The sequence below is a fragment of the Bradyrhizobium sp. USDA 4353 genome, from assembly GCF_054063215.1.
Genome location: NZ_JBSSGB010000001.1, coordinates 1,533,683 through 1,548,342, shown reverse-complemented (window position 1 = coordinate 1,548,342; position 14,660 = coordinate 1,533,683). Strand labels below are relative to the sequence as shown.

Below are 14,660 nucleotides of genomic sequence, written 5' to 3'. Positions count from 1 at the left end.
GCGACGGAAAGACTGCAATTCACGGTGTTTCCGTACGGGCGCCCGAGGCCTGGTAACCTCGTCTTCCCAGCCGCGCCATACTCCGTTTTTCTTATTCGTCAAGACGTGTACATCGCGCGCAGATTAGGATAAGCAAGAATTGGACCAGTAAGGGAATGTTCTTGCTCCCATGGCGTTGACGCAGAGATTAGAATTCCGCCAGTCACAGTCACTGGTGATGACGCCGCAGCTGATGCAGGCGATCAAGCTGCTGCAGCTGTCCAATCTCGACCTCTCCACATTCGTTGAAGAGGAGCTGGAGCGTAACCCGCTGCTGGAGCGCGCCAGCGATGGCCCCGAGGCCCCGGTCGCCGGCGAGCAGCAGATGGCGGAGCGCGGCGAGTTCTCAGAAGGCGGTGAAGCCGGCGCCGAGGATTTCGGCGACGGCGGCAGCAGTGCCGGCGATGCTTACGAAAGCGCGCCCGAGGACTGGATGAGCCGCGATCTAGGTACCCGTACGGAGATCGAACAGACGCTGGATTCCGGGCTCGAAAACGTCTTCTCCGAGGAGCCGGCGGAAGCCGCGGCGCGCAATGCGCAGGATGCCGCTCCGACCACCTACACCGAATGGGGCGGCGGGGCCTCGGGTGACGAGGACTACAATCTGGAAGCCTTCGTCGCGGCCGAGACGACGCTGTCGGATCATCTCGCCGAGCAGGCCGCGGTGGCGTTCGTCTCGCCGGCCGATCGCATGATCGGTCAATACCTGATCGATCTCGTCGACGAGGCGGGCTACCTGCCGCTCGACCTCGGCCAGGCCGCCGACCGGCTCGGCGCCGAGCAGGCCGATGTCGATGCGGTGCTGGGCGTGCTGCAGACCTTCGATCCGCCCGGCATCTGCGCGCGCAATTTGAGCGAATGCCTCGCGATCCAGCTGCGTGAGCTCGACCGCTACGACCCTGCCATGCAGGCGCTGGTCGAGCATCTCGACCTGCTGGCAAAGCGCGATTTCGCCGCACTCCGCAAGCTGTGCGGCGTCGACGATGAGGACCTCGTCGACATGATCGGCGAGATCCGAAGGCTTGATCCGAAGCCCGGCCTGAAGTTCGGCACCACGCGCACGCAGACCATGGTGCCCGACGTCTATGTGCGTCCGGGTCCGGACGGCGGCTGGCTGGTCGAGCTCAACAGCGACACGCTGCCGCGCGTCCTGGTGAACCAGGTCTACTACTCCGAGCTGTCGAAGACGATCCGCAAGGACGGCGACAAGTCCTACTTCACCGACTGCCTGCAGAACGCGACGTGGCTGGTGCGCGCGCTCGACCAGCGTGCCCGCACGATCCTGAAGGTGGCGACCGAGATCGTGCGCCAGCAGGACGGCTTCTTCACCCACGGCGTCGCGCATCTGCGCCCGTTGAACCTGAAGGCCGTCGCGGATGCCATCCAGATGCACGAATCGACGGTGTCGCGTGTCACCGCCAACAAATACATGGCGACCAATCGCGGCACGTTCGAGCTGAAATATTTCTTCACCGCCTCGATCGCCTCGGCCGATGGCGGCGAGGCGCATTCGGCGGAAGCGGTGCGGCATCACATCAAGCAGCTGATCGATGCGGAAGATCCCTCCGCAATTCTCTCCGACGATACCATCGTCGAGAAGCTGCGGGCCGCCGGAATCGACATCGCGCGCCGCACGGTCGCAAAATACCGGGAAGCGATGCGGATCCCGTCCTCGGTGCAGCGCCGCCGCGACAAGCAGAGCATGCTCGCACATGCCCTGTCGTCGCCGGCCAGCGCCGACCGCACCCGGGATACCGCGTCAGTTTGACCTTGCCCTGCGATTGCGCCTTAACCAAATAGGCTTAGTGTCATACTTGGTTCACATGAATCGAGGCGACACATGACCCTGCGGATTTCCGGAAAGAGCATCAGCGTCAGCGAAGCGCTGCGCGGCCGCGTCAGCGAGCGCACCGACGAGGTCTTACGCAAATATTTCGACGGCAATTATTCCGGCCACGTCACGCTCTCCAAGGACGGCTTCGGGTTCAAGACCGATTGCGCACTGCACCTTGATTCGGGAATTACGCTCGAGGCCGAATCGAATGCGCAGGATGCCTATGCCAGCGCCGACCAGGCGCTGCTGATGATCGAGAAGCGGCTGCGCCGCTACAAGAGCCGGCTGAAGGACCGCTCGGCGCGCAAGACGCACGCGGCCAACGCCGCGCTCGCCGGCCTCGACGGCGCGGTGCTCGATGCGCCGAGCTATGTGATCGAGGCGCCCGCCGAAGGCGACGAGGAGATCACCGGCTACAATCCCGTCATCATCGCCGAGAACACCACCGCGCTGAAGCGCCTGTCGGTGTCCGAAGCGGTGCTCGAGCTCGATCTTTCGGGTGCGCCCTGCATGGTTTTTCAGCACGGCTCCAGCGGGCGGGTGAACATCATCTATCGCCGCGCCGACGGCAACATCGGCTGGGTCGATCCGCCAGCCGTGAAGCCGTAATCGTACGGCCGGGGCTGCGCGGTCCCCGTTGCGCGAGCCGAAAACGGGTTCCTGATCAGGTGGTTGGCGGAGCGCTTGCGACGTCACGCCACGGTCGCGCGGCGGTGCCGCGCGACGGGCCGGCGCGTTGGTGCCTTCAGACCGCCATGCTCTGGCGATCTTTAAGGATAGGCTGCGGGAACATGCTTGTGGGAGTTGGCACCGCCGTTGCGTTGGGGTAGAAGCGCCTCGCATTGGACACGGGGTAAGCCCGTCTGCCGCCTCAGCTTCTTGACGCCGGTCTGTCCCGACTTACTTCGCACACTGACGGTTCAATCACCTCGGAACGCCCTATGCCGATTACCGATCTGGTCGCACCCGAGGCGATCTTGCCGGCTTTAAAGGTTATCAGCAAGAAGCAGGCGCTCCAGGAGCTGGCGGCGCGTGCGGCTGCGCTGACCGGGCAGAACGAGCGCAGCGTGTTCGAGGTGCTGTTGCAGCGGGAGAAGCTCGGCACCACGGCGGTCGGCTACGGCGTCGCCATCCCCCACGGCAAGCTGCCGAAGCTGGAGAAGCTGTTTGGCCTGTTCGCTCGGCTGGAGCGGCCGATTGATTTCGAGGCCATGGATGGCCAGCCGGTCGATCTCGTGTTCCTGCTGCTCGCCCCCGAAGGTGCCGGCGCCGATCACCTGAAGGCGCTGGCGCGCATCGCGCGCCTGCTGCGCGACCAAGACGTCGCCAAGAAGCTGCGCGCGTCGCGCGATGCCCAGGCGATCTATTCGGTTCTGGCCCTGCCGCCGGCCTCTGCGGCCTGAGGTCGCTTCTGCGGCTTGATACCCGCTTCTTCGCCTGCTCCCAGCGCGTGCTGCGTTCCCGCACCATCGCCTCATGCTGAGACTTCGACAATCACCAGTCTGTCCGTTCCCTCCCCCCTTGTGGGGGAGGGTCAGGGAGGGGGGTGGCCCAGGATGCTGCACGTAGTTGGAGAGCACCGCCGGTGCAATCGAGCGATGCGTTCCTAGACCAAGAAATTCTTTGTCCTTCGCTTCAACAACATGTAGCTGACGCCGAACTTAGTCAGCGCTGCTGAAGCGATCCGCCAGGCCATCGTCGATCGCGCCCGCGGCTACCCCCCTCCCTGACCCTCCCCCACAAGGGGGGAGGGAACGGAGAGAGCAGAGTTTGTCGACATCTGGAGCGTAATGCGACGTCGTACAAGCGCATCATGCACTAGCTCAAGGGCTTGATCAGATAGCGCACCGTCTTGGTGCCGTCGTGGATGCTGGCTGTCGCCAGCGGCACGAAGCCGAGCGCAGCGTGGAAGGCATCGGACTGCGGATTCGGCGGTTCGACATTGACCTCGCAGACGAGGCGCTGATGAGCTGCCGACTGAGCATCACGAGCGAGCTGCTCGTAGAGCAGGCGCGCGAGTCCTCGGCCGCGCGCTGTCTGCGCCACGACGATCCGGTCGACATAGATGAAGCGATCGTAGCGCGCGCAAAACCAGCGATAGTTCGGACTGGCGTAGTCGGCGGCTTCGTCGAGCGCGATAATCAGTGCATCGGCTTCGCCGATCCGCCACGCGCGCCATGCCTGCCCGATCAGATGTGCGAGCGCATCGGGCGCCAACCAGGACAACTCGGACGCATGCGCATTGTTGAGCGCGAGGAGGGCGGATGACAGCGAATCATCGGCTCGCAACTCGGCTGTGCTCACCGGTGTGACCAACGAACCCATGCTTGGCGATCGTCCTGATAAGAAAAAAGGGCCGTCCCCTGGCTTGGGGACCGCCCTCGTATCAGTGCATGATCCGCTTGGGTCTCACAACAACGGCGTCTCGCGAGACGCCGTTGCGCGCGTGACCTCCGGCCTCGCTTAGTGCACGCTCACGGCCTGGAGCTCATGGCTCCATGCGTTCGCAATCGCGGCTTCGCGGCTGTCGGTGAGCATGATCGGCGTGCCGTCGGCGGCATGCAAGGCGAACAGCTTCAGTCCCGGCGCGATCTGCGGCGCTTGCGGAAACAGGCCCGGCACGTCTTCGGAGCGGATCTGCTTCACATAAGCGATGTGGCCCTCGCCCAAGGTCGCCAGCGACTCCACGGAGACGGGGGATTCCGACGCAACATTACCTTCAGTCATGGTCTCGACTCCTTCTGAGACTCAAGCGGTCGAGTCCGCTACTCGTTCCATCAAACCATTATTCGTGTTCATTGATCGCTATTGTCTTAACGATCCGCTCAGGTTCGGGCCTGGCCAGATCGACCGACAACAGCCCGTTCTTCAGATCCGCACCGAGCACATGCATTCCCTCCGCCAGCACGAAGGTGCGCTGGAAGTGGCGCGCGGCGATGCCGCGATGAATGTATTGCCTGGTCTTGTCGTCCTGCTGCCGGCCGCGGATGACGAGCTGGTTTTCCTCAATGGTGACATCGAGTTGGTCGCGGGTGAAACCCGCCACCGCCAGCGTGATCCGGAGCCGCTCGGGCTGGCCATTGGTACGTTCGAACCGCTCGATATTGTAGGGCGGATAACCGTCGGCACCTTTGACGACGCGGTCGAGCACGCGCTCGATCTCGTCGAAGCCCAGGAGGAACGGGCTGGAGAGCGAAGGAACACGAGACATGGTTTACAAAGTCCTCTCGAAGCGACTTTGACGTTTCGGGACCCGGATGGCATCCCTTGAGCAGCAATATGGGCACGATCCCAGGCACGTTCAAGCACCTGAAGCTTCCGGGAATCAGTCAGTCTGTGGAAGGGCTTAAGCCGGCAGCCTTTGCCGCCCATCGGCCGAGAACAGATGCAGCTTGGCCCGCGGCGCCACGGCGCGGATCCTGGCGCCGATCTCCGGCGCCGTGACGCCGGGCAGCCGCACGATGACGTCATTGGCGGTGGCCGTCAGGCGGTCGTCGCCGCCCCCGTCCTGCCGCGAGCCGTAGACGTAGGTTTCGGCGCCCACATGCTCGATCGCGTCGACGCGAAGGTCGAGCCCGACGCCGCCGGCGGGCACGGTGTCGCCGAGTTCGAAATCCTCGGGACGGATGCCGAGCTGGCCCGCTTCCGCCGGAACCGCGTCGGCACCGTGCAACTGTGCGCGCAGGTCATCGAGCGGCATCAGGTTCATCGGCGGCGCGCCGATGAAGGAGGCGACGAAGGTGGTGGCCGGCTTCTGATAGATCTCCAGCGGATTGCCGATCTGCTCGACCTTGCCGCCGTTCATCACCACCAGGATGTCGGCCAAGGTCATCGCCTCAAGCTGGTCATGGGTGACGTAGATCGCCGTCGTGTTGAGCCGGCGCTGCAGCTTGCGAATCTCCACCCGCATCGCGATGCGCAGCTTGGCGTCGAGATTGGACAGCGGCTCGTCGAACAGGAACACTTTCGGCTGGCGCACGATGGCGCGGCCCATCGCCACGCGCTGGCGCTGGCCGCCGGAGAGCTGGCGCGGCTTCCGCTGCAGCATGGTGCCGAGCTCGAGGATGCGTGCGGCCTCCTCGACCCGGGTCTTGATCTCGGCTTCCGCCATGCCGCGATTGCGCAAGCCATAGGCCATGTTGTTGTACACGGTCATGTGCGGGTAGAGCGCGTAGTTCTGGAACACCATCGCGATGTCGCGCTCGGCCGGCTCGATCGCATTGACGACGCGGCCGCCGATATCGATCTCGCCTGACGACACCGTCTCCAGCCCGGCGACCATCCGCAGCAGCGTGGATTTGCCGCAGCCGGACGGGCCCACCAGCACGCAGAACTGGCCGTCGCCGACCTCGAAGTCGATGCCTTTGATGGCCTCGAAGCCGCCGGGATAGACCTTGCGGACGTTGCGGAGCGTGACGTTGGCCATTGTGGTTACCGGTGATGCGTGAATGGCGAATAGGGAGTAGCGAAGAGGGGCGGAGAGAGATGAGGTTCAGGCGGCAGCGCAACCCTATTCGCTATTCGCCATTCGCTGCTCGCCCCTCTCACTTTTCCGTCTCCACGAGGCCCTTCACGAACAAGCGCTGCATGAAGACGACGACCGCGACCGGCGGCAGCATGGCCAGTACGGCGGTCGCCATCGCGAGCTGCCATTCTGCGAGCTCGTCGGTGGTGGTGAGCATCTTCTTGATGCCGATCACGATGGTCTGCATCGAGTCCTTGGTGGTGATCAGCAGCGGCCAGAGATACTGGTTCCAGCCATAGATGAACTGGATGACGAACAGCGCCGCCACCGTCGTCATCGACAGCGGCAGCAGCGTGTCCCAGAAGAAACGCAGTGGACCTGCGCCGTCGATGCGCGAGGCCTCCAGCAGCTCGTCGGGAATGGTCATGAAAAACTGGCGGAACAGCAGCGTGCCGGTGGCAGAGGCGATCAGCGGCAGGATCAGGCCGGCATAGGTGTCGAGCATGCGCAAATCGGCGACGACCTTGTAGGTCGGATAGATGCGGACCTCCACCGGCAGCATCAGGGTGATGAAGATGATCCAGAACGCGGTCTTGCGAAACGGAAAACGGAAATAGACGATCGCGAACGCCGACAGGATCGAGATCAGGATCTTGCCCACGGCGATGCCGATGGCGGTGATGAAGGAGTTGGCCAGCAGCACGCCGACCGGCTGGTTCATGAAGCGCGAGCCGCCGACGAACACCGCGCGATAATAATTCTCCAGCATGCGGCCACCAGGCGCCAGCGGCAGGTTGCCGCTGACGACGGTCGCCGCGTCATAGGTTGAGGCGATGAAGGCGACATACACCGGGAAGGCGAAGATCACGATGCCCAGCGAGAGCACGAGGTAGGCGACGAGATCCCGGAGCGGACGATGCTCGACCATCAGTACTGCACCTTGCGCTCGACATAGCGGAACTGGATCGCGGTCAGCGCGATCACGATCACCATCAGCACGACCGATTGCGCGGCCGAGCCGCCGAGATCGCCGCCGAGCCGGCCGTCGGCGAACACCTTGTAGACCATCGTCGTGGTCGAGCCGGCCGGACCGCCGCCGGTGACCGCGTCGATGATGCCGAAGGTCTCGAAGAACACGTAGACGATGTTGACCACGAGCAGGAAGAAGGTGGTCGGCGACAGCAGCGGGAAGATGATGGTCCAGAATCGCCGCAGCGGACCCGCGCCATCGATCGCGCCGGCCTCGATCACGCTCTTCGGGATCGCCTGCAGGCCGGCCAGGAAGAACAGGAAGTTGTAGGCGACCTGCTTCCACACCGCGGCCATCACCAGCAGCACCATCGCATGGGTGCCGTTGAGCATCGGATTCCAGTCGAAGCCCATGATGCGCAGCGGCCGCGCCAGGGTGCCGAGTGTGGGGTGGAAGATGAAGAACCAGAGCACGCCGGCGATCGCGGGCGCCACCGCATAGGGCCAGATCATCAGCGTCTTGTAGACGGAGGCGCCCTTGAGGTTCTTGTCGGCTTGCGTCGCGAACAGCAGCGCGACGCCGAGCGACAGCACTGTCACCAGCGAGGAGAACACGATCGTCGTGCCGATGGCGGTGTAATATTCCGGCTGAGCGAACAGCGCCTGGTAGTTCTCGAGCCCGACGAATTCGGAATTGAGGCCGAAGGCGTCCTCGCGCAGGAAGGATTGCCAGATCGCCTGGCTGGCTGGCCAGTAGAAGAAGATCAGCGTGATCGCGAGCTGCGGTGCCAGCAGCAGGTAAGGCAACAGCTTGCCGTTGAAGACGACCGACTTTTCCATGGAGCGCGCTGCGAGAGGGATAAAGGCGAGGCTTCCCCTTGGTACGGGGAAGCCTCTGTCACGGACTTACTTGGCCGTTTTCTCGAAGGTGCGCAACATCGCATTGCCGCGGGCAACGGCGGAGTCGAGCGCTTCCTTAGGCGTCTTCTTTCCGGCCAGCGCCGCCTCGATCTCCTCCGACCAGACGTCGCGCATCTGCACCATGTTGCCGAAGCGGAGGCCGCGCGAGTTCTCGGTCGGCTCCTTGTTGGTGAGCTCCTTCAGCGGCGTCTGCAAGGTCGGGTTCTTCTCGTAGAAGCCGTCCGCTTTGGTCTTCTCATAGGCCGCCTTGGTGATCGGCAGGTAGCCGGATTCCTGATGCAGCTTGGCCTGGCGGTTGGTGTCCGACAGGAAGGTGAAGAACTTGGCGACGCCCTTGTACTCGTCGGCCGTCTTGCCGCCCATCACCCACAGCGAGGCGCCGCCGATGATCGAGTTCTGCGGCGCACCCTGGGCCTCCGGGTAGTACGGCATCGGCGCGGAGGTGAAGTCGAACTTCGCGGTGTTCTTGGCGGTGGCGTAGTAGCCCGACGAGGTCAGGAAGATCGCGCACTCGCCGGAGCCGAAGCGGCTCTCGGAGGCCGAGCCGCGACCCGAATAGTCGTAGGTCTTGTCCTTCTGCAGCTCGACGAGGTTCTGAAGGTGCTTGACGTGCAGCGGGCTGTTGAACTCGAGCACCGTATCGAAGCCGTCGAGGCCGTTCGCCTTGGTGCCGATCGGCACGTTGTGCCAGGCGGAGAACTGCTCGATATTGGCCCAGGACGCCCAGGCGTTGGAGAAGCCGCAGGTGTCATGCCCGGCCGCCTTCAGCTTCTTGGCGGCGTCGAACACCTCCGGCCAGGTCTTCGGGATCTCGGCGACGCCGGCCTTCTTCAGCTCGTCCTTGTTGATCCACATCACCATCGAGGACGAGTTGAACGGGAACGACAGCATGTCGCCCTTCGACGTCGAGTAGTAGCCGGTGATCGCCGGCAGATAGGCCTTGGGATCGAACGGCTCGCCGGCGTCCTTCATCAGCTCATAGACCGGCTTGATCGCGCCCTTGGCGCTCATCATCGTGGCGGTGCCGACCTCGAAGACCTGCAGGATGTGCGGCGCAGTGCCGGCGCGGAACGCGGCAATGCCGGCATTCATCGTGTCGGGATAGGCGCCCTTGAAGGTCGGGACGACCTTGTAGTCGCTCTGCGACGCGTTGAACTCCTCGGCGAGCTTGTTGACGATGTCGTTGTTGCCGCCGGTCATGGCGTGCCACCACTGGATTTCAGTCACTGCGAGTGCGGGCGAAGCAGCAAAACCAAAGGTGGCCGCAACGGCAGTCGCAGCAGCGATTTGTCGAAATGACATCAAAAAGATCCTCCCATGAACGTCATCGGTCGTGGCGGCCGTTAACAGCGCCGCATGACAGTTTTGTGAATGTATAGACGTATGACCAGACGTAGGAAAGCGGCGCGCCGTGCGGCCGCGAGAAGCGGTCAATTGCATCTCTCGACCGCCGCATCGTGGTGCGATGCGGCGGTCGCGCGTAGGCAGGATCAGCGTTTCCGTTCCGTGCAGACGGTTCCCGCCGCCTGTAGCGCTTCTATCTCGCTCGGCGTGTAGCCGAATTCGCTTAGCACTTCCGCGGCGTGCTGGCTGTATTTCGGCGGAGTGGAGCGCAAGGTCGGCTTGGTGCGTTCGAGCCGGATCGGCGAGGCTACGCCCTTGTACCAATCCTTCTCGATGACATCGCCGCGGTAGAGCGTATGCGGATTGGTCAGCGCCTGATCGATCTTCTGCACCGGTCCGGCTGGCAGGCCGGCGGCGAGCAGGCGGTCGCACAGCGGCTCGGCCTCGAACGCGCTGAACACGGCCGCGAGCTCGGCGCGCAGCGCCTCGCGATTGGCGACACGGTCGCGGTTGCGCGCAAAGCGCGGATCGGTGCCGAGCTCGGGGCGGCCGATTTCCTTGGCGAGCTTGCGGAACGTGCCGTCATTGCCGACGCCGATGAAGATGTCGTCGGTCTTGGTCGGGAAGATCGCGTAGGGCACGAGGTTCGGATGCTCGTTGCCGGTCAATGATGGCGGCTTGCCATGCATGAAGTAGTTGGCGGTGTGCGGATGCATGATCGCCAGGCCTGTCTCGTACAGCGTGACCTCGAGGAACTGGCCTTGTCCCGAACGCTGCCGTTCCGACAGCGCCATCAGGATGCCGATCGCGGCATAGAGACCCGTGGTGATGTCCACCAGCGGCACGCCGATCCGCATCGGGCCGCTCTCGGGCGAGCCGGTCGCCGCGATCATGCCGGTCATCGCCTGGATGATCGCGTCATAGCCGGGATTGCCGCCGCGCGGCCCATCGGCGCCGAAGCCGCAGATGCGGCAGTGCACGAGCTTGGGGAATTTCTCGCGCAGCACGTCGCTGCCGATGCCCCACTTCTCGAGCGTGCCCGGCTTGAAGTTCTCGATCAGCACGTCGGCGGTCTCGAGCATCTTCAGCAGCACCACGCGGCCACCCTCGGAGGCGAGGTCGAGGCCGATCGAGCGCTTGTTGCGGTTGATGCCGACGAAGTAGGCCGCGTCCTCGTCGTGGAACGGAGGGCCCCAGTCGCGCACCTCGTCGCCGGCGGGCGGCTCGACCTTGATCACGTCGGCGCCGTGGTCGGCCAGGATCTGCGTGCAATAGGGCCCGCCGAGCACGCGCGTGAGATCGATCACGCGCAGGCCGGCCATGGCGCCGGGAGCAAATGGGAGTGTCATGGACATCGCGAGGTTGGTTGCAACTCGCGGTCATTAAGCATTGCTGCGCCACCTGCGCAAACCGGCTCGCGCGAATGCAGCCCTCGCGGAAAAGCGAGGGCTGTATGGCTGTGCGCGGCAATCTGCCGCGTCGCAGAATTCAGGCTCAGACGACGGTCAGCTTGACGTCGACATTGCCGCGGGTGGCGTTGGAGTATGGGCACACCTCATGGGCCTTGGCGACCAGCGCCTCGGCGTCCGCCTTGGCGAGGCCAGGCAGCGAGACCGCGAGCTCCGCGGTGATGCCGAAGCCGCCTTCCGAGCGCGGGCCGATGCCGACCGTCGAGGTCACCGACGCATCGGCCGGAACCTTCGGGCCGCCCTGCGACGCCACGAACTTCATCGCGCCGATGAAGCAGGCGGCATAACCGGCGGCGAACAGCTGCTCCGGATTGTTGCCGGCGCCACCGCCACCGCCGAGCTCCTTCGGGGTGGCGAGCTTGACGCTGAGCGAACCGTCGAGGGTGGCCGCCTCGCCGTCGCGACCGCCGGTGGCCTTGGCGCTGGTCTTGTAGAGCACGTTCACGGACATGGGGTGTCTCCTGGGTTGGGTGGAGTGGAATTCAGTAAGGCATATATTGCACGCAATTAGATTGCGCACAATATAATTGTTCGGTAGAAAATTCGTGATCGGTACGTCCGGGTCGTTGCCGGATCTGTTTCGCAACGCCCAAGATGCACCCGATGATCCATTCCTGGTGTGACGATGCCCAAGAAGACCACCGCCGACGTGCCGCTCCAGCTCGGCAGCCAGCTCTGCTTTGCCGTCTACTCGACCGCCCACGCCTTCAACCGCGTCTACAAGCCGCTGCTCGACCGGCTCGGTCTGACCTATCCGCAATATCTGGTCATGCTGGTGCTGTGGGAGCGCGATCGCCTGTCGGTGAAGGAGATCGGCGCGCGGCTGTTCCTGGATTCCGGCACGCTGACGCCGCTCTTGAAGCGGATGGAGGCGTTGCATCTGCTGACGCGGACGCGATCAGCCGAGGACGAGCGCCAGGTGCTGGTCACCCTGACCGCGCAGGGCGCTGCGTTGCGCGAGAAAGCGCGCGCCATCGTGCCGCCCGCGATCCTGGATGCGACCGGCTGCTCGATCGCGGAGCTGGCGGACCTGCACGGCAAGCTGGTGAAGCTGCGGGAGCGGCTGGAGGCGGCGGTGGAGTGAGGCTCAAGCCGGACCGAGCAGGCGCTTCTTCGAAAAGGCGCGGCCCGAATGCGACTTCAGATAGGCTTCGAAGGCCAGAGCGCGGAGCTTGTCCGGAAAGGCGCAGTACCAGACGAGCGTCCACGGCGCGAACTTGGAGGTATGGGCCGAGCGCCCTGCGTTGTGATCCCTTAGGCGCTGGCGGATGTCCGCGGTCGCGCCGATGTATTCCTGGTCGGGAAAGTTGATGCTGCGGATAATGTAGACGTACCACATGCGAAGGTGCTCGCCGCGAGGGACCGCAGGCGTGCATTTTGTGATCGGGAAAAGAATTTGTCAGCTCGGCTTTGAAGCCGCGCGAAGCTGAAGTCCAAACTTAAGGCAAGAGATTTCGTTGCTGAGCAGCCCGGCTTCGCCGAGGGGCTTCGCCGGGCACCACGCTTCGCCCTCCGGGCTCCGTCGTGGCTGCGCCACGCGTAGCCCGGAGGGCGAAGCGTGGTGGAGCCAGGCGGGATCGAACCGCCGACCTCTTGCATGCCATGCAAGCGCTCTCCCAGCTGAGCTATGGCCCCTGAACCGAACCGGCGGTCTGGGTGACCGCCGGGGAGCACCGTGAACCACAGTTCGCGGCTGATCTCAAGTGGCTTCGACGATTATTCTTCGTCGCCGCCGACATCACCGATGATGTCTGTGACATCTTCGTCGCCTTCTTCCTCGTCGGCGATGAAGGTCGAGTCGTCATCCTCGTCGTCGTCGAGGGTCTCGTCGATCTCGATGTCGTCCTCGGACTCGGGCACGACGGCCTTGACCTTGCCGGAGTTCTCCTCGGCATCGGCCTCCTCGAGCGACACCAACTCCTCGGCCTCGGCCGGCTCGTGCGCGGTGTCCTGCGCGGCGGCGGCGCGCGCCGCCTCGCCGCGCATGGCGCGGGTGGGCGCCACCGGAGCGATCGGCACGACCTCGCCGGTGTAGGGCGAAATCACCGGGTTCTTGTTGAGGTCGTAGAACTTTTTGCCCGTGGTCGGGCAAATGCGTTTGGTTCCGAGCTCGGATTTGGCCACGTGCAGGCGTCCTGGCAATGTCTGAAAAGCGGTGTCTCACTTGGCTAGTTGCCGCGCCGCTGTCAATAGCGCTTTCAACCGGATATCACGGCCGTGACGGCCGCCGGGCGCTGTGATACCTGCCGGCTCCAAAACCCGAGGATCCCGCCGTGAGCACGTCAGCCGCCCCCACTCCACTCGAATCCCGCGCCTCCGGGCCGCTTTCGGGCACGATTCGCGTTCCCGGCGACAAGTCGATCTCGCACCGCGCGCTGATCCTGGGCGCGCTGTCGGTGGGCGAGACCCGGATTTCCGGCCTGCTCGAGGGCGAGGACGTTCTCAACACCGCCAAGTCGATGCGGACGCTCGGCGCCAAGGTCGAGTGCACCGGCGAGTTCGCCTGGACCGTGAACGGTGTCGGCGTCGGCGGCTTTGCCCAGCCGGCCACCACGCTCGATTTCGGCAACTCCGGCACCGGGTGCCGGCTGGTGATGGGCGCCGTCGCGGGCTGTCCGATCTCGGCGGTGTTCGATGGCGACGCCTCGCTGCGCAGCCGCCCGATGCTGCGGATCCTCGATCCCCTGGCGCTGATGGGTGCCAAGGTCACCGCCAGCGCCGAGGGCGGCAAGCTCCCGTTAACCCTTCAGGGTGCCAGCAACCCGATTCCGATCGAATACCGCACGCCGGTGGCCTCGGCGCAGATCAAGTCGGCCGTGCTGCTGGCCGGCCTCGCCGCGCCCGGAATCACGACGGTGATCGAGCAGGAGGCGAGCCGCGACCACACCGAGCTGATGCTCAAGCATTTCGGCGCCGAGATCGTCACCACGCCGGAAGGCAGTCACGGTCGCCGCATCGCGCTGACCGGGCAGCCGGAGCTGACAGGCGCGCCGGTGATCGTGCCGGCCGACCCGTCCTCGGCCGCCTTCCCGCTGGTCGCGGCGCTGATCGTGGATGGCTCGGACCTCGTGCTCTCCGACGTCATGACCAACCCGCTGCGCACCGGCCTGTTCACCACCTTGCGCGAGATGGGCGCCTCGATCGAGGAGGACGATGTCCGCGGCGATGCCGGCGAGCCGATGGCCCGCCTGCGGGTGCGCGCCTCGAAGCTGAAGGGCGTCGAGGTGCCGCCCGAGCGCGCGCCCTCGATGATCGACGAATATCTCGTGCTCGCCGTCGCCGCCGCTTACGCAGAGGGCACGACCGTGATGCGCGGCCTGCACGAGCTGCGCGTCAAGGAATCCGACCGGCTGGAGGCCACCGCGGCGATGCTGCGCGTCAACGGCGTCAAGGTCGAGATCACCGGTGACGACCTGATCGTCGAGGGCCGCGGCCACGTCCCGGGCGGCGGCGTGGTCGCTACCCACATGGACCACCGCATCGCGATGTCCGCGCTGGTCATGGGCCTCGCCTCCGACAAGCCGGTCACCGTCGACGACACCGCCTTCATCGCCACCAGCTTCCCCGACTTCATCCCGCTGATGCGCAAGGCGGGCGCGGATTTCGCATAAGGGAACGC

The 14,660-nt window shown here is 64.7% G+C and carries 16 protein-coding genes and 1 tRNA gene; 5 read left to right on the top strand and 12 right to left on the bottom strand.

Features of this window, described 5'->3' with window-relative positions; translation table 11 throughout:
* Positions 1–169 precede the first annotated feature (169 nt).
* The 3 genes from rpoN to ptsN all read left to right on the top strand — a co-directional run bounded on the left by rpoN (position 170) and on the right by ptsN (position 3,276).
* Positions 170–1,807, top strand: coding sequence for an RNA polymerase factor sigma-54 (gene rpoN, locus ACVILH_RS06905; RefSeq protein WP_456712224.1), 1,638 nt, complete (start codon positions 170–172; stop codon positions 1,805–1,807).
* Between the two features lie 72 nt (positions 1,808–1,879).
* Positions 1,880–2,482 carry a ribosome hibernation-promoting factor, HPF/YfiA family gene (gene hpf / locus ACVILH_RS06900; protein ID WP_456712223.1) on the top strand — a complete coding sequence of 201 codons (603 nt, stop codon included), beginning with the start codon at positions 1,880–1,882 and terminating at the stop codon, positions 2,480–2,482.
* 332 nt (positions 2,483–2,814) lie between these two features.
* Complete coding sequence (ptsN, locus tag ACVILH_RS06895) at positions 2,815–3,276, top strand: PTS IIA-like nitrogen regulatory protein PtsN (protein WP_011923380.1); 462 nt, start codon at positions 2,815–2,817, stop codon at positions 3,274–3,276.
* A 415-nt stretch (positions 3,277–3,691) separates the two neighbouring features.
* Here ptsN and ACVILH_RS06890 read toward each other — a convergent pair whose 3' ends face one another.
* The 9 genes from ACVILH_RS06890 to ACVILH_RS06850 all read right to left on the bottom strand — a co-directional run bounded on the left by ACVILH_RS06890 (position 3,692) and on the right by ACVILH_RS06850 (position 11,492).
* On the bottom strand, positions 3,692–4,198 hold the full coding sequence (locus ACVILH_RS06890) for a GNAT family N-acetyltransferase (protein WP_456712222.1): 507 nt from the start codon (positions 4,196–4,198) through the stop codon (positions 3,692–3,694).
* A 138-nt stretch (positions 4,199–4,336) separates the two neighbouring features.
* The gene (locus ACVILH_RS06885) at positions 4,337–4,600 is read right to left on the bottom strand and encodes a BQ00720 family protein (protein WP_456712221.1); all 264 of its coding nucleotides are present in this window, start codon (positions 4,598–4,600) and stop codon (positions 4,337–4,339) included.
* A gap of 58 nt (positions 4,601–4,658) precedes the next feature.
* A complete protein-coding gene (locus ACVILH_RS06880; protein ID WP_006613108.1) occupies positions 4,659–5,084 on the bottom strand; it encodes an Hsp20 family protein in 426 nt (141 codons plus the stop codon).
* 135 nt (positions 5,085–5,219) lie between these two features.
* The gene (locus ACVILH_RS06875; protein ID WP_456712220.1) at positions 5,220–6,299 is read right to left on the bottom strand and encodes a sn-glycerol-3-phosphate import ATP-binding protein UgpC; all 1,080 of its coding nucleotides are present in this window, start codon (positions 6,297–6,299) and stop codon (positions 5,220–5,222) included.
* Positions 6,300–6,417: 118 nt separating this feature from the next.
* Complete coding sequence (gene ugpE, locus ACVILH_RS06870) at positions 6,418–7,266, bottom strand: sn-glycerol-3-phosphate ABC transporter permease UgpE (RefSeq protein WP_456712219.1); 849 nt, start codon at positions 7,264–7,266, stop codon at positions 6,418–6,420.
* Positions 7,266–8,147 (bottom strand): sn-glycerol-3-phosphate ABC transporter permease UgpA, encoded by an 882-nt coding sequence (gene ugpA, locus ACVILH_RS06865; RefSeq protein ID WP_456712218.1) that lies wholly within the window; start codon positions 8,145–8,147, stop codon positions 7,266–7,268. The genes ugpE and ugpA overlap by 1 nt, the downstream gene beginning before the upstream one ends.
* Positions 8,148–8,213: 66 nt before the next feature.
* The gene (gene ugpB, locus ACVILH_RS06860) at positions 8,214–9,530 is read right to left on the bottom strand and encodes a sn-glycerol-3-phosphate ABC transporter substrate-binding protein UgpB (protein ID WP_456712217.1); all 1,317 of its coding nucleotides are present in this window, start codon (positions 9,528–9,530) and stop codon (positions 8,214–8,216) included.
* A gap of 188 nt (positions 9,531–9,718) precedes the next feature.
* The gene (locus tag ACVILH_RS06855) at positions 9,719–10,921 is read right to left on the bottom strand and encodes a CaiB/BaiF CoA transferase family protein (protein ID WP_456712216.1); all 1,203 of its coding nucleotides are present in this window, start codon (positions 10,919–10,921) and stop codon (positions 9,719–9,721) included.
* Positions 10,922–11,066: 145 nt separating this feature from the next.
* Complete coding sequence (locus ACVILH_RS06850; RefSeq protein WP_434858024.1) at positions 11,067–11,492, bottom strand: organic hydroperoxide resistance protein; 426 nt, start codon at positions 11,490–11,492, stop codon at positions 11,067–11,069.
* A gap of 174 nt (positions 11,493–11,666) precedes the next feature.
* Between ACVILH_RS06850 and ACVILH_RS06845 the strand changes: the two genes are divergently transcribed.
* The gene (locus tag ACVILH_RS06845) at positions 11,667–12,125 is read left to right on the top strand and encodes a MarR family winged helix-turn-helix transcriptional regulator (RefSeq protein WP_456712215.1); all 459 of its coding nucleotides are present in this window, start codon (positions 11,667–11,669) and stop codon (positions 12,123–12,125) included.
* 3 nt (positions 12,126–12,128) lie between these two features.
* On the opposite strand, the gene ACVILH_RS06840 is transcribed toward ACVILH_RS06845, so the two are convergent.
* The 3 genes from ACVILH_RS06840 to ACVILH_RS06830 all read right to left on the bottom strand — a co-directional run bounded on the left by ACVILH_RS06840 (position 12,129) and on the right by ACVILH_RS06830 (position 13,165).
* Positions 12,129–12,380, bottom strand: a complete 252-nt coding sequence (locus tag ACVILH_RS06840; RefSeq protein ID WP_456712214.1) for a GIY-YIG nuclease family protein — start codon at positions 12,378–12,380, stop codon at positions 12,129–12,131.
* 220 nt (positions 12,381–12,600) lie between these two features.
* Positions 12,601–12,676, bottom strand: a tRNA-Ala gene (locus ACVILH_RS06835).
* A gap of 81 nt (positions 12,677–12,757) precedes the next feature.
* Positions 12,758–13,165 carry a TIGR02300 family protein gene (locus ACVILH_RS06830; RefSeq protein WP_434858027.1) on the bottom strand — a complete coding sequence of 136 codons (408 nt, stop codon included), beginning with the start codon at positions 13,163–13,165 and terminating at the stop codon, positions 12,758–12,760.
* A 149-nt stretch (positions 13,166–13,314) separates the two neighbouring features.
* Between ACVILH_RS06830 and aroA the strand changes: the two genes are divergently transcribed.
* On the top strand, positions 13,315–14,652 hold the full coding sequence (gene aroA / locus ACVILH_RS06825; protein WP_456712213.1) for a 3-phosphoshikimate 1-carboxyvinyltransferase: 1,338 nt from the start codon (positions 13,315–13,317) through the stop codon (positions 14,650–14,652).
* The last annotated feature ends 8 nt before the right edge of the window (positions 14,653–14,660 follow it).

Coding starts and splice junctions, on each gene's coding strand:
- ACVILH_RS06855 (WP_456712216.1), bottom strand. CDS start 10,921: ATGACACTCCCATTTGCTCCCGGCGCCATGGCCGGCCTGCGCGTGATC.
- rpoN (WP_456712224.1), top strand. CDS start 170: ATGGCGTTGACGCAGAGATTAGAATTCCGCCAGTCACAGTCACTGGTG.
- ACVILH_RS06840 (WP_456712214.1), bottom strand. CDS start 12,380: ATGTGGTACGTCTACATTATCCGCAGCATCAACTTTCCCGACCAGGAA.
- ACVILH_RS06845 (WP_456712215.1), top strand. CDS start 11,667: ATGCCCAAGAAGACCACCGCCGACGTGCCGCTCCAGCTCGGCAGCCAG.
- ACVILH_RS06890 (WP_456712222.1), bottom strand. CDS start 4,198: ATGGGTTCGTTGGTCACACCGGTGAGCACAGCCGAGTTGCGAGCCGAT.
- ugpB (WP_456712217.1), bottom strand. CDS start 9,530: ATGTCATTTCGACAAATCGCTGCTGCGACTGCCGTTGCGGCCACCTTT.
- ACVILH_RS06875 (WP_456712220.1), bottom strand. CDS start 6,299: ATGGCCAACGTCACGCTCCGCAACGTCCGCAAGGTCTATCCCGGCGGC.
- ACVILH_RS06880 (WP_006613108.1), bottom strand. CDS start 5,084: ATGTCTCGTGTTCCTTCGCTCTCCAGCCCGTTCCTCCTGGGCTTCGAC.
- ACVILH_RS06885 (WP_456712221.1), bottom strand. CDS start 4,600: ATGACTGAAGGTAATGTTGCGTCGGAATCCCCCGTCTCCGTGGAGTCG.
- ugpA (WP_456712218.1), bottom strand. CDS start 8,147: ATGGAAAAGTCGGTCGTCTTCAACGGCAAGCTGTTGCCTTACCTGCTG.
- ugpE (WP_456712219.1), bottom strand. CDS start 7,266: ATGGTCGAGCATCGTCCGCTCCGGGATCTCGTCGCCTACCTCGTGCTC.
- ptsN (WP_011923380.1), top strand. CDS start 2,815: ATGCCGATTACCGATCTGGTCGCACCCGAGGCGATCTTGCCGGCTTTA.
- ACVILH_RS06850 (WP_434858024.1), bottom strand. CDS start 11,492: ATGTCCGTGAACGTGCTCTACAAGACCAGCGCCAAGGCCACCGGCGGT.
- hpf (WP_456712223.1), top strand. CDS start 1,880: ATGACCCTGCGGATTTCCGGAAAGAGCATCAGCGTCAGCGAAGCGCTG.